The following is a 12479-nucleotide window of genomic DNA, read 5'->3' as shown; positions in this document are numbered from 1 at the left end:
GGGAACTTCTTTTTTTTGTTCATCTACTAATCGGACAAGAGGTATGCAGATCGGCCAAAAACCTTGATTTTGGCCGATGTGTGGATTTTTTAGAAGAACGGATGATTGCCTGCGTCTCAAGGGCAGCCTATACTTTGGGAAGTCGACACACAACGAACAAACTTAAATAAGTCGGCAGCAAATATAACTATATATGAAATGGGGAATAGGTTTTGAAACAGCGGGGATGGCGTACATTATTGGCGGTTTCTATGATCGTTAGCGTTGCAGCATTAACAGCCTGTGGGGGCAAAACAGATAAAGCCGCAGCACCAGGGGAGAAGAAAGTGGACTTCCCTAAGAAAGCGGTTACGTTGATAGTTCCTTATGCAGCGGGCGGCGGTACAGATGCGACAGCTCGTGCTCTTGCTAAATCAGCTGAGAAGCATTTAGGGCAGCCGATTACGGTGGTTAATAAAACAGGCGGAGGCGGAGCTGTAGGAACAACAGAAGGAGCCAATGCCAAAAGCGACGGATACACGGTGACGATGGCTACAGTAGAATTAACTACTTTACCGCATCTGGGATTGTCTCCGGTTACGTATGAGAATTTTAAAGCGGTAGCGCTTATCAATTATGATCCAGCCGCTATTACAGTACGGGCCGAAAGCCAGTGGAAAACGATGAAGGAGTTTCTGGACTATGCCAAGGCGCATCCCGGTGAGCTTAAGCTGGGCAACTCAGGTACTGGAGCGATATGGCATTTGGGTGCCGTTACGTTGGAAAAAGGCGCTGGCGTAAAGTTCAACCATATTCCTTTTGAAGGAGCGGGCCCAGCTGTAACGGCATTGCTTGGGGGACACGTGGATGCTGTACCGGTTAGCGCGGCGGAGGTTAAATCACAGGTGGAGTCTGGTAAGCTACGGACACTCGCCATTAATGACAGCAAGCCTTCCGATGCTTTGCCAGGAGTCAAGACGCTCAAAGAGGAAACAGGATTGACCGTAAGCGTACCCGGAACCTGGAGAGGGCTTGCAGTTCCTAAAGATACGCCGGATGATATCGTAAAAGTATTGACGGATGCCTTTACCAAAGGAGCGGGAGAGCAGGACTTTAAGGATTATATGAAAAAGAATGGTCTGGGCATTGAGGTTAAGGATTCCAAAGCGTTCACACAGCACTTGAAGGAAAACCATGAGCAATTCGGAAAGCTGATTCCAGAGCTTGGACTTGGTAAAAAATAAGGGCATTAAGGGCTGGGATTGCTCCCCAGCCTTTCTTTTCACACGGGGAGGATTTATATGTTTAACAAGATAGGCGTAGGTTTGGGAGGCATTTTCTTAATTTTCTCCAGCGTCTTATTCTGGCAATCGTTCTCATTTGATTATTATAGCGACCTTGGGCCAGGGCCGGGCTTGTTCCCACGGTGGCTTAGCGCAGCGCTTATACTGCTGTCTGTGCTCTATATAGCAGGTTCATTGCGAGGCATGCAGGTGCGTTGGGGCGAAGTGCTGCCTAAAGGCAGAGACCTGTTGAACGTGATAATGGTTCTGGTTTCGGTACTGTTATTCATGCTGCTGTTGGATTCAGCAGGGTTCATAGCGGCTGGCTCTGTGATGCTGCTAGTGCTGCTGATGCGTTCATATGCTTGGTACAGGGCGGCCGCTATAGCTGTTGGAACGAGCGCATTTCTATATGTGGCGTTTAGTATGGGGTTGGATGTTCCGCTGCCGACGGGTGATTTATGGGATTGGATGGGGGGATGACTTCATATGCCGGCGTTTGATGTAATTGCACAAGGATTTGAAACGGCGTTCACTTGGTACAACTTATTGTATTGTTTGCTCGGCGTATCCATCGGTATGCTCGTTGGTGTATTGCCGGGATTGGGACCGACAACCGGAGTAGCGGTTCTTCTTCCGATTACGTTCGGGATGGAGCCGGTTTCCGCTATCATTATGCTGTGCGGTATTTATTACGGCGCTATGTACGGAGGAACCATTACCTCTGTTCTGATCAATACGCCGGGAGAAGCTGCCTCTGTAATTACATGCCTGGATGGAAGTCCAATGGCGAAGCAAGGAAGAGCAGGGGTCGCGCTGGGGATTGCGGGTATCGGTTCTTTCATTGGAGGGACGTTCTCTATTCTCGGCCTTATCTTTGTAGGGCCGCCTTTGGCTGAATGGGCTCTGCGTTTTGGACCACCCGAATTTTTTGCGTTAATGGTACTGGGGTTATCAACCGTAATCGGTTTAATGGGCAAATCCGTTATTAAAGGTCTGATCTCCGCTTTTCTGGGCTTGAATTTGGCCATGATTGGCATGGACCCGGTATCGGGTGCGGTTCGTTTCACATTCGGCCAGATGAATATGATGAACGGAATTGATTTCGTCATTGTGGCGATGGGGTTATTCGGATTATCCGAAATATTGCTTGGCATCGAGAATATGGGGACATCCGAGAAGCCGCCAAAGGTTAAAGGCTTGCTGCCGCGCAGAGATGAATGGGTACCGAGCATGAAATCAATAGGCAGGGGTACGGTGCTTGGGTTTATTATCGGTTTGATTCCCGGCACTAACTCGGTTATTCCGGCAATGCTTTCCTATTCGATGGAGAAGAAGCTGGCCAAGGACCCTTCGCGCTTCGGCAAGGGAGCGATTGAGGGTGTTGCAGGACCGGAGACGGCTAACAATGCTTATTGTGGAGGGGCTTTAATACCACTCTTTACGTTAGGCATTCCAAGCTCACCGACAATAGCAATTATTCTCGGGGCCTTCATGATGCATGGCTTAACCCCGGGTCCCATGCTGTTTCAGCAAAATCCGGTTTTTGTATGGGGCGTTATCGCCAGCATGTTTATCGGAAATTTATTGCTCTTATTTATGAACCTGCCTTTGGCGGGCTGGTGGGCCAAAATAGCCATGATACCTCCTAAGCTGCTGTATCCTGTCATTCTGATCATTTCAGCGCTTGGTGCTTACACGGCTAATAACAATTTGTTCGATGTCGGAATCATGTTCGTTTTTGGAGTGCTTGGGTATATCATGAAAAAGGCGGACATTCCTATGGCGCCAATTGTGTTAACGTTCGTGTTGGGCAAGATGATGGAAAGTTCTCTGCTGCAGTCTCTCAAATTGATGGATGGATCGTTTCTGGGCTTGTTCCAGCGTCCGATTGCCGGAACCTTGCTCAGCCTGGCTCTAGTCATTATTGTGCTGGGTCTGATCTCAGGACTTAGGAAAAAGCGCAGCGGATTCGCAGCCGATGTAGAGATGTAAGAGAAAAAGCCGGTAAGAAATGAAGACAAAAAAAGCTGAATGGGAGAACCCATTCAGCTTTTTTTGTCTTAAAGTACCTTCTCCAGAAATTGTCGTGCCCGTTCATTCTGAGGGCTATTGAAAAATTGCTGAGGGGAAGCCTTCTCAACGAGACGGCCGTTATCCAGGAAGTAGATCGTATCTGCGGCCTCCTGGGCAAACCTCATTTCATGAGTAACGATGACCATAGTTATGCCCGTTTGGGCAAGGCCGCGGATGACATCCAGCACCTCTTTGACCATCTCCGGATCGAGGGCTGAGGTTGGTTCATCGAACAGCATGATTTCCGGCTCCATGGCAAGGCTTCTTACAATAGCCACACGCTGCTTTTGTCCGCCGGAAAGCTTGTTCGGGAAGGCTGCCGCTTTGTCAGCAAGCCCGACCCGCTCCAAAAGATCCATAGCTTTACGGCGTGCTTGCTCCTGGGTCCAGCCCTTTACCTTCATTGGGGCAAAGCTTATATTATCTATCACGCTCATATGCGGGAACAAATGAAAATGTTGAAAGACCATCCCGATCTGTTGACGGACTTGCGCAATATTAGTTTTTGGGTCAGTGATATCCTTACCGTTAATCGTGATATGGCCGCTCGAGGGCGTTTCTAACCGATTTAAGCAGCGAAGGAACGTGGACTTACCCGAGCCGGATGGACCGATGACCGCAACCTCTTCACCTTGATTAATAGTCGTAGAAATATTATGCAGGACCGTATGCTTTCCGAAGGACTTGGACAAATTTTCTACTTTAATCACTACGGCGCAGCCTCCTTTCAAGAAGTCGGGCAAGAAGAGTAAGAAGAAGCACCAGAGTATAATAAATCACGCCTACAAAAACTAGCGGCTCGAAATATTTGAATGTATCGGAACCTACGACATTGGCTCGACGCATTAAATCCTCCACTCCGATAACCGAAACGAGCGATGATTCCTTAAGTAGAGCGATACATTCATTCACAAGTGCCGGCAAAATGTTTTTAACGGCTTGGGGCAGAATGATGCTGATCATCATCGTCTTATAAGGGACACCGAGAGACATGGCTGCCTCACGCTGCCCTTTGTCTACAGATAGTATGCCGCCGCGGATCGTTTCTGACAAATAAGCAGCCGAGTTAAGTCCAAAAGCGAGTCCAGCAGCCATCAGAGGAGAAATATCGTAGTGAAACAGCTGAGGAGTCGCATAGTAGATTATAAAAAGCTGAAGCAGCAGTGGTGTTCCACGAAAAATCGATGTATATACAGTAGCAAACCACCGGAGCGCTCCTACACTTGAGAGCTTGAAAAGCGAAAGCACGGTGCCCCATACAAATCCGAATAATGCGGATACGAACGTAAACAAAAGAGTGATGGCGGTCCCTTTCATTACATAGGGAATATATCCGTTAAGAACACTAAAATCTAAGCTCATTTCTCAACCGTCCCTACTTTCTTAATCGAACCATTTTTTAATCAGCTCTTCTTTATTACCGTTGCTGCTGATCTCTTTCAGAGCTTTGTTAAAATCGCTTACCAATGCAGAACCTTTTGGAAAAGCTATGGCATAACCCTCTTCTTTATCAGCAGGGATGACTTGAAATTTCAAATCCGGATTGTTTTTTACATAGCCTTGAACTACCGCATCTTCAATGATGGCCGCATCGATTCGATTGGCTTTGAGCTCTTGAATGATCTCAGGGATACGATTTAACTTCTTAATTTGAGCTTCCTTCAAATCACTAATGACCTGTTCTTGCGTAGATCCCAGTTGAACGCCGATCCGTTTGTTCTTGATCTCGTCCAACGTTGTATAAGGCGCCGAATTTTTTGAAACGATGGTGTTCTTCGCAACAAAATAAATGTCAGAGAAATCTACATTTTGCTTGCGTTCATCGGTAATAGACATAGCAGACATAACGAAATCGACCCGCTTGGATTGAAGGGCGGCAATTAAGCCGTTAAAATCCATGCTTTGAACTTTAAGCTCGTAGCCAAGCTGTGCCGCTGCCGCCTTAGCGATATCGATATCAAAGCCAACGATTTCTCCGTTATTCTTGGCATCTATACTCTCGTAGGGCGGGTAATCGGCCGATGTTCCCATAACGAGGGTCTTTTTGCCCTCTGTGGCAGGGGCTGGGGGGGCCTTAGAGTCTGAAGCGGAAGGACTCTTACTGCCGCTGCATCCGGCTAGCGTAATAAGTCCGATAAGTAATATTACAAGAAGCTGGAACCCATTTCTTTTCATCATTGTACTTCACTCCTGTTGTGTGTAGATTCTTTGCTGTAAACATGCAAGCTTAAATATATCAAAAAGCATACAGGGACTTCTAATGGAAATATATTCTTTGAACACAGCGAGCTTAGGGTGGATATAGAAAAAGAGCCCTATTTCTAAGGCTCTTTCTAATGGCGATAGTTATAATTTGCTCTTTAGGGACCTATCTCTATACCTGAACAACCGCTTCGGCAGTTTGTTTTGATAGCTACAGCCTGAAACTTAAGGCTCCCCTCGATAGGCATCGATGAATAACTGGGATGCTTTGGACACCCACCCGTTACGAAGCCCGATCAGCCCGGAGAGGGCGGATGGTAAATTTCCTTCGATTTCTAGACAGTGCACCGGAATATGCTGATGAAGCTTTAGCACGGCACCGGGTATGATGGTCGCGCCACAGCCGACCGACACGAGCTGAATGAGTGTGGATATGTCCGATGACTCGCAAATAATATTAGGCTGCAGCCCACGCTGGGCGAACTCCTCTTGAATCATATTATATAAGCCCAAACCCTCGGTGCTGGGGATAATCAATGGGTAATCTTGAATTCGGTTGAAGGGTACAGGGCTGCACTCTTCCTGATGGCTCTGAGAGGTTACGAAATAATAAGGCTCCGATTTGACATCATAAACAGTAAAATCATCCAACGGCACCGGCATACGTACAATAGCCAAATCTATAGTTCGTTCCTTGAGCAGCTGACAGAGCTGAGCTGATTCATTTTGTTGGATTTTGAAGGTGAACTGGGGATGCTTTTGACGAAATGCCATTAATATACGGGGAAGACGCTCGTCTGATAATGTATTGATCCCTATAGTCAGCTTTCCTGACCAGCCGTTGCGGATGGCACGGATTTCTTCCTGGGCTTCTTCCATGGAGGAGATAATTTTAACCGCATGCCTGTAAAGAGCTTTTCCTTCCTCGGTTAACTGCACTCCTCGGCCTTCTCTCTCGAATAATTGAACCCCAAGCTCAGTCTCCATCGCTTTTAGCTGTTGGCTTAATGGAGGTTGAGCAATATGCAGCTTTCTGGCTGCCGAGGTGATTTGACCCTCTTCAGCGATTGCCATAAAATATCGTAATTGCTTGAGATCCATAGCAGGTCTCCCTCCCTGAACTAATCCATATGTTTATTATATCATTGACAGAGAATTTAGATATTTTTCATATACCTGATCCCGTGATAACATAAGTTGAGCATCCTATTGAACCATACCCCGATGATTTGAATTCCCATCCAGGGGTTAGTTGGATAGACAGTTGGAAGCGGGAGACAATAATTTAATCTGTCCTTTGGAGGGAACAATTTTATGGAACATACAGAATCCTTCATTCAACGTGCGGTCGATATCGCTTATGAGAATACGAAGCATCATCATGGAAAACCTTTCGGGGCTGTAATTGTTAGAGGAGGGAAGATTATCGCCGAAGGCGTCAATGAAGTATTAGCTCTTCATGACCCGACAGCGCATGCAGAGATGCAAGCGATTCGCAAGGCAAGCGAGCTGCTGCAAACCTCCGACCTGTCAGACTGCGAGCTGTACGCGAGCGGCGAGCCCTGTCCCATGTGCATGGGAGCCATCTATTGGTCAAAGTTCAAGGAAGTATATCACGCTTTCACTGAGGAGGAGGCAGCTCGAATCGGAATGAGCACCCGATACGTCTATGAACAGCTGGCGCTTCCTTCAGGAGAAAGGGATATTAAGCTGGTCCGTCTTAGCCGTGACGTATCGAAGCATCCCTACACCCTATGGACGGAACAAAGCCTCTAAATGGAGAAGAAGCTTACTCCCCAAATAGGGCTTGCCGGGATTCAATGGATGTTTTTCATTCTTACGAATACGGTTGTAGTACCGCTCACTCTTGGTCAACTCTTTCATCTGTCCTCCGGTCAGATCGCGTTTACCTTGCAATTATCTTTCTTGCTTACAGGAGCTGCTTGTATTATTCAAGCATTGTGCGGTCATAGATACGCTGTGATGGATGGTCCATCAGGGGTTTGGTGGGGGTTTACGCTCAGCCTTGCAGCCTCAGCATCATTGGGCGGAAGCAGTCTCACGGCTGTTGGAGGAGGCTTGGCAGCAGGTTTTATGCTGTCGGGACTGATGATGATTGTGCTTGGAAGCTTGGGCTTTGCCAAGGTATTGACGAAGCTGTTCAATCCGATCGTCATAAGTGTATCCTTATTTCTGTTGTCGGCTCAGCTGATGATGCATTTTTTCACCGGTATGCTGGGAATCCAGGAAAATGGTCTTATGGACCTTCCGGTAGCAGCCTTATCCATCGGCATAGCTTTGTTCGTGGGTATCGCCTTCTTGAAAGGCCGCGGCTGGATCAGCAACTTTGCATTGCTGTTAGGTATTGTTTTCGGCTGGATTGGCTACGCCATTATATTTCCGTCATCAGGCAGCTCTCAAGTACTTGCCGATGCTCCAATGGTTTTATTTCCATGGGGGGCGCCGCGGCTTGATTTCGGAATAGCGTTAACTTCGTTCATCGTTGGATTTATCAACATGTCCAATACGGTAACGGCACTGAGCGCCGCGGAGAAGCTTTACGGCCAGAAGACGACACAGAATCAATACCGAAGATCGTTCTTGATCACCGGCTTGTTTACAGTGCTTTCACCTGTATTTGGCCTGCTCCCATTCGGGACATTCGCCTCTTCCCTTGGCCTGCTGGAAAGCACAAAAATTTTGCAGCGCTCCGCTCTCGTCATTGGGGGCAGCTTGTTTCTTATGCTCGGGTTGATTCCTCCGTTAGGAGAATTGTTCTCGAGGCTTCCTCTTAGTGTTGGAAGCGCCGTGCTGTTCGTTGCTTACCTCCAAATGTTTGGTACGGCGGTTCGTACTTTGCAAGGGAAAGTATTTGATTCTAAAAGCATATACCGTCTTGCTTTGCCAATATTGCTTGGAGTCAGCATTATGAACACTCCTGCAATTACGTTCACGGAGCTTCCGGTTTACATACAGCCATTGGCCAGTAACGGATTGGTTGTAGGTATTCTTGTTTCGGTTTTTTTGGAACTGATGGCGAGGAAGTCGCATGTCCAAGAGAAGTTGGTCAGCCCGCCCAAATAAAGGCGGAGAGGGATTTCTGTAATTATTCGAACGTTCGAAAAAAAGATAGGCACAACGTAGAAAAACCTGGCCGCTTGGCCAGGTTTCTTCTTTGTTTTGTGCTTTAAACTTCGGGCTTAGGAGTGCATACGCCATCCACACAAGCGGCATCCGCCGTGCCGCAGCCCGGGTCGTTAAGGACGATGAGCGGCTGATCCTCATCCCAAGCTTTCTGCAGCGCTCCAAGGAATACTTCACTTGATTGCGCGCCTGAAATCGCATATTTACGATTGATGACGAAATATGGAACACCGCGTATGCCGAGTGTGGCTGCTTCCTGCTCATCGGCGCGGACTTCCTTCGCAAAGTCTTGACCAGCTAGCGCTTTGGAAGCCTCATTCCTGTCTAAACCAATCTCTGCCGCTAAATCGGCTAATACTTCATGATCGCCGACATGCTTCGATTCCGTAAAGTAGGCATGAAGCAGTCGCTCTGTCATTTCATGCATTTTGCCATGCTGGGCTGCGTAATGAATTAAACGGTGAGCATCGAATGTATTGGTCAATATCATGCTGTCAAAGTTGAAGGTAAGACCTACAGCAGATGCTTGTCGAGCCACATCCCCATTCATCGATATAGCTTGCTCGCGGCTCATGCCATATTTGGATGAAAGCATCTGATGTGCGTCATGATCCTCATCTCGTTTGGAGTTCGGGTCCAGCTCAAAGCTGCGATAGACCACTTCGACATTGGATTTATTTGAAAATTGCTCCAGGGCAGCCTCGAACTTGCGCTTGCCAATATAGCAGAACGGGCACATAATATCCGACCAAATTTCAATCTTCATAAGTAACACCTCCCAAAATAATTAGAACGCTTGATGTAATCATTATAGTTACAACAAAAAATGAAGTCAACTTAATGCTTGAGAACAAATTCATCCAGCTTCGCTCCAACCACATCATAGGCTTGATAGGTCAAGGTATCTCCTTCAATCGTAATCCCGGCAAACATTTGCTTGTTATTCTGAAAATGCACCTTGTGATAAAACTGATCGTCCTTTTTTTCATTAAACTTGGGCCCGGCCGTATTGGTTACAACATATACCGTTCCTTGCCGGCCCGTCATGACTCCCTCGCCATCCCCCGTCTTTTTCCCCTTTCGCAGCGGATACGATCTTGAATATTCATGGTTATGTCCTTGCAGCACCAGATCTACCTGGAAGTCGTCCAATACGTCCACCCATTTCTCAACCTTCTTGTAGCTGTTGCCCCCGTATGCACCCCGATGCATGGCTACAATCTTCCACGGTTTATCGGTATTAGCGAGATCGTTTCGAAGCCAAGCCGTTTGTTTATCTATATTAGACTCCGTATTCAAGATGGCAATATGAGCCTCTCCATAATCAAAAGAATAAGTGGTACCGGGAATAGAGCCCTTTGCCCCGTTATCCGGCAAGTTGAAATGTGCGGTATAGCGATCGGCCTTGCCATCTACTTCATCATGATTACCGGTAACCGGCATAAGTGGAATTCGTCTTACCCATTGCTGTGCTTTATCGAAAAAAGCATCCCAAGCTTGCTCATCCTTCGGATCCTCCGTCAGATCGCCATTATGTACAAGGAAGCGTGCATTCGGAAACTTGGCAAAGGCCTGATCCAGGGTTTGTCCCAAAAGGTCGAAATCCGCTTCAGTAACCCCTTGGGAGTCAGCGACATTAATGAAAGTTAACGGACTGGCTCCGGAAGCTTCGGTTGCAAATTGAGCGGGAGAACTCCAGCCCTTGTCCTGGCCGCTGCCCACCCGGTATGAATACTCGGTCCCCGGTTCAAGGCCGGTTACGTTTACTTTATGTACACCTTGAATCTGTCCTTTTCCTGTTTCAATCGTTGTTGAAGAGCCTGTTACGGTTTGGACAGCAGTTCCTTCAAAAGAGCTCACCCCAGCTCCTTTAGTCAGCTGCAGGACGGAAGCCGCATTCGGGTCGTCCGTATACCATGTAAATGCCCGGCTTGTGTGAGAATCCCCTTTTAGCGTGGTGACGATAGATTTGGGCAGGCTGTTTGGCTTCGTATTTACCTTATATTTATACCACTGCAGTCCTATGACAGCAGCAACAATTAGTAAGAGAATGGCCAGAGTTGCATATAAAGTAAATTTTCTGCCATTTCTCATGCTCTCGGCTCCTCCTTGTTGTATAGATTAATCCGGTATGTGACTCATCGCCTTAATCCTGAAAATTTACACTCGCTTTACATTGTAAACGTAGTGTAAACATTCAGTTCGCATTCAGTCGTCCCTAAGGATGACCTCAGGCAAACATCATACAATGTTTTTGTAAGGCGGAACAACAAACGAAGTGAGAGCTCCTGACAAATCCAAGTATTAGATAAATATTTTTAATAGAGGAAGTAGGTGTGAAATGAGTAAGCCGCTAAAGTATCGGCATGAATTGAAGTTTTTCATCAACCAGCATCAATTCTACATTATTCGCCAAAGACTCAAAAGCTTGATGAAGCAAGATGAGAATGTTGGCCCTAGTGGGGAGTATCATATTCGAAGCTTATACTTTGACGATATCAGCAACAAGGCTTTGCATGAGAAATTGGGCGGAGTAAGGGATCGGCTTAAATACCGGATTCGGATTTACAACATTCAAGATAACGTCATTCATTTTGAAAAAAAGATTAAACGCAATGACTTTATCGCCAAAGTGAAGGAGCCGCTTTCCAGAGACATGTACGAAGCCATTGTAGCGGGCAACTTTGAGGTATTGAATGACCCGGATAAACCACTGTTTATGGAATTATACCATGAAATGAACCACAATCTGCTGCGTCCGAAGGTGGTCGTGGATTATATCAGAGAGCCGTACGTTTGCTACAACGGAAATGTCCGGATCACATTCGATAAGGATTTAAGAACAGGTCTTCATTCTGTGGATATATTCAATAAGGAAATGGACCCTGTAAGAGCGATCGATAACAACCTGATCATTCTTGAGGTGAAGTATGACGAGTATATTCCGGAGTATATAAGAGCGGCCCTTCAGCTTGAAGGACTACACCGCCAATCAGCTTCCAAGTATGTAATTTGCCGCAAATTTCTTAAATTTAACACATGGGAGGATTATTAATTTATGGATACTACTACTGCTGCTGCCGCAACTACAACGGCGACTACAACTACAACTAATTTTACCGACCTTCTAAAGAGTTCGGTTGTGAAAAACTTCGTTTCGGATATTGATCTATCGAAGATACTTATTTCATTAGCGGTCGCTTTTTTTATCGGATTCTTTATTTATTTGCTGTATAAAAGGGTGTTTAGCGGAGTTTTGTACTCCAAGAGCTTTAACATCTCGCTTATTGGTATGACAATGGTTACAGCGATGGTGATTATTGCCGTCAACTCTAATCTCGTATTATCACTTGGTATGGTTGGAGCCCTCTCGATTGTCCGGTTTAGAACACCTATCAAAGACCCGACGGATCTGATCTTTTTGTTCTGGGCAGCGGCTGCGGGTATCGTATCGGGTGCAGGCTTCTACATGCTGGCTCTAGTAGGTTCTGTAATTATCGGATTAATTATGTTCTTCTTTATCAAAAAAACGTCCTTCGAAACCCCCTATTTACTGGTTATCAACTGTGATGGGGATGAGAGTGAAAAAGAAATTCATACGGTAGTCGGAAAAATGGTGAAAAGATACAATGTGAAGCAAAAAACGGTGACAAATGGCAATATCGAAACTACCTTGGAAGTACGTCTTAACGATAATGAAGGTAAGTTTGTGAATCAAATTTCAGGACTTAATGGTGTCAAAAATGCCGTGCTCATAAGCTACAGCGGAGATTATGTGTCCTAAGATGGAGGGTG

General features: G+C 46.4%; 13 protein-coding genes. 7 read left to right on the top strand and 6 right to left on the bottom strand.

Annotated features, from left to right (window positions below):
• The first annotated feature begins 212 nt into the window (after positions 1–212).
• The 3 genes from NV381_RS26585 to NV381_RS26575 are packed head-to-tail and all read left to right on the top strand — an operon-like array spanning position 213 to position 3257.
• Positions 213–1223: a tripartite tricarboxylate transporter substrate binding protein gene (locus NV381_RS26585; protein WP_419182305.1), complete on the top strand. Its 1011-nt coding sequence runs from the start codon at positions 213–215 to the stop codon at positions 1221–1223.
• Between the two features lie 57 nt (positions 1224–1280).
• Complete coding sequence (locus tag NV381_RS26580) at positions 1281–1745, top strand: tripartite tricarboxylate transporter TctB family protein (protein WP_258216330.1); 465 nt, start codon at positions 1281–1283, stop codon at positions 1743–1745.
• Between the two features lie 6 nt (positions 1746–1751).
• A complete protein-coding gene (locus NV381_RS26575; protein WP_258216329.1) occupies positions 1752–3257 on the top strand; it encodes a tripartite tricarboxylate transporter permease in 1506 nt (501 codons plus the stop codon).
• A 68-nt stretch (positions 3258–3325) separates the two neighbouring features.
• Here the strand turns inward: NV381_RS26575 and NV381_RS26570 are convergent, their stop codons facing one another.
• From NV381_RS26570 to NV381_RS26555, 4 genes are all read right to left on the bottom strand, one after another.
• Positions 3326–4048, bottom strand: a complete 723-nt coding sequence (locus NV381_RS26570) for an amino acid ABC transporter ATP-binding protein (RefSeq protein WP_258216328.1) — start codon at positions 4046–4048, stop codon at positions 3326–3328.
• On the bottom strand, positions 4041–4700 hold the full coding sequence (locus tag NV381_RS26565; protein ID WP_258216327.1) for an amino acid ABC transporter permease: 660 nt from the start codon (positions 4698–4700) through the stop codon (positions 4041–4043). The genes NV381_RS26570 and NV381_RS26565 overlap by 8 nt, the downstream gene beginning before the upstream one ends.
• 21 nt (positions 4701–4721) lie before the next feature.
• Positions 4722–5516, bottom strand: a complete 795-nt coding sequence (locus NV381_RS26560; protein ID WP_308862306.1) for a transporter substrate-binding domain-containing protein — start codon at positions 5514–5516, stop codon at positions 4722–4724.
• 249 nt (positions 5517–5765) lie between these two features.
• A complete protein-coding gene (locus tag NV381_RS26555) occupies positions 5766–6641 on the bottom strand; it encodes a LysR family transcriptional regulator (protein WP_258216326.1) in 876 nt (291 codons plus the stop codon).
• A gap of 213 nt (positions 6642–6854) precedes the next feature.
• Between NV381_RS26555 and NV381_RS26550 the strand changes: the two genes are divergently transcribed.
• Together NV381_RS26550 and NV381_RS26545 are read left to right on the top strand one after the other, a co-directional pair.
• Positions 6855–7316, top strand: coding sequence for a nucleoside deaminase (locus NV381_RS26550; protein WP_258216325.1), 462 nt, complete (start codon positions 6855–6857; stop codon positions 7314–7316).
• Positions 7317–8624 (top strand): uracil/xanthine transporter, encoded by a 1308-nt coding sequence (locus NV381_RS26545; protein ID WP_258216324.1) that lies wholly within the window; start codon positions 7317–7319, stop codon positions 8622–8624.
• A 103-nt stretch (positions 8625–8727) separates the two neighbouring features.
• Here NV381_RS26545 and NV381_RS26540 read toward each other — a convergent pair whose 3' ends face one another.
• Both NV381_RS26540 and NV381_RS26535 read right to left on the bottom strand, forming a co-directional pair.
• The gene (locus tag NV381_RS26540) at positions 8728–9450 is read right to left on the bottom strand and encodes a DsbA family oxidoreductase (protein ID WP_258216323.1); all 723 of its coding nucleotides are present in this window, start codon (positions 9448–9450) and stop codon (positions 8728–8730) included.
• Positions 9451–9521: 71 nt separating this feature from the next.
• On the bottom strand, positions 9522–10778 hold the full coding sequence (locus NV381_RS26535; RefSeq protein WP_258216322.1) for a purple acid phosphatase family protein: 1257 nt from the start codon (positions 10776–10778) through the stop codon (positions 9522–9524).
• Positions 10779–11025: 247 nt separating this feature from the next.
• On the opposite strand from NV381_RS26535, the gene NV381_RS26530 reads away from it, so the two are divergent.
• Together NV381_RS26530 and NV381_RS26525 are read left to right on the top strand one after the other, a co-directional pair.
• The gene (locus NV381_RS26530) at positions 11026–11739 is read left to right on the top strand and encodes a polyphosphate polymerase domain-containing protein (protein WP_258216321.1); all 714 of its coding nucleotides are present in this window, start codon (positions 11026–11028) and stop codon (positions 11737–11739) included.
• Between the two features lie 3 nt (positions 11740–11742).
• Positions 11743–12468 carry a DUF4956 domain-containing protein gene (locus NV381_RS26525; protein ID WP_258216320.1) on the top strand — a complete coding sequence of 242 codons (726 nt, stop codon included), beginning with the start codon at positions 11743–11745 and terminating at the stop codon, positions 12466–12468.
• Positions 12469–12479: the final 11 nt, after the last annotated feature.

It is taken from the genome of Paenibacillus radicis (ex Xue et al. 2023) (genome assembly GCF_024722015.1).
Taxonomy (GTDB): Bacteria; Bacillota; Bacilli; order Paenibacillales; family NBRC-103111; genus Paenibacillus_S.
This window is presented reverse-complemented; position numbering and strand designations above follow the sequence as displayed.

Coding starts and splice junctions, on each gene's coding strand:
- NV381_RS26530 (WP_258216321.1), top strand. CDS start 11,026: ATGAGTAAGCCGCTAAAGTATCGGCATGAATTGAAGTTTTTCATCAAC.
- NV381_RS26555 (WP_258216326.1), bottom strand. CDS start 6,641: ATGGATCTCAAGCAATTACGATATTTTATGGCAATCGCTGAAGAGGGT.
- NV381_RS26545 (WP_258216324.1), top strand. CDS start 7,317: ATGGAGAAGAAGCTTACTCCCCAAATAGGGCTTGCCGGGATTCAATGG.
- NV381_RS26525 (WP_258216320.1), top strand. CDS start 11,743: ATGGATACTACTACTGCTGCTGCCGCAACTACAACGGCGACTACAACT.
- NV381_RS26550 (WP_258216325.1), top strand. CDS start 6,855: ATGGAACATACAGAATCCTTCATTCAACGTGCGGTCGATATCGCTTAT.
- NV381_RS26540 (WP_258216323.1), bottom strand. CDS start 9,450: ATGAAGATTGAAATTTGGTCGGATATTATGTGCCCGTTCTGCTATATT.
- NV381_RS26560 (WP_308862306.1), bottom strand. CDS start 5,516: ATGATGAAAAGAAATGGGTTCCAGCTTCTTGTAATATTACTTATCGGA.
- NV381_RS26575 (WP_258216329.1), top strand. CDS start 1,752: ATGCCGGCGTTTGATGTAATTGCACAAGGATTTGAAACGGCGTTCACT.
- NV381_RS26535 (WP_258216322.1), bottom strand. CDS start 10,778: ATGAGAAATGGCAGAAAATTTACTTTATATGCAACTCTGGCCATTCTC.
- NV381_RS26565 (WP_258216327.1), bottom strand. CDS start 4,700: ATGAGCTTAGATTTTAGTGTTCTTAACGGATATATTCCCTATGTAATG.
- NV381_RS26580 (WP_258216330.1), top strand. CDS start 1,281: ATGTTTAACAAGATAGGCGTAGGTTTGGGAGGCATTTTCTTAATTTTC.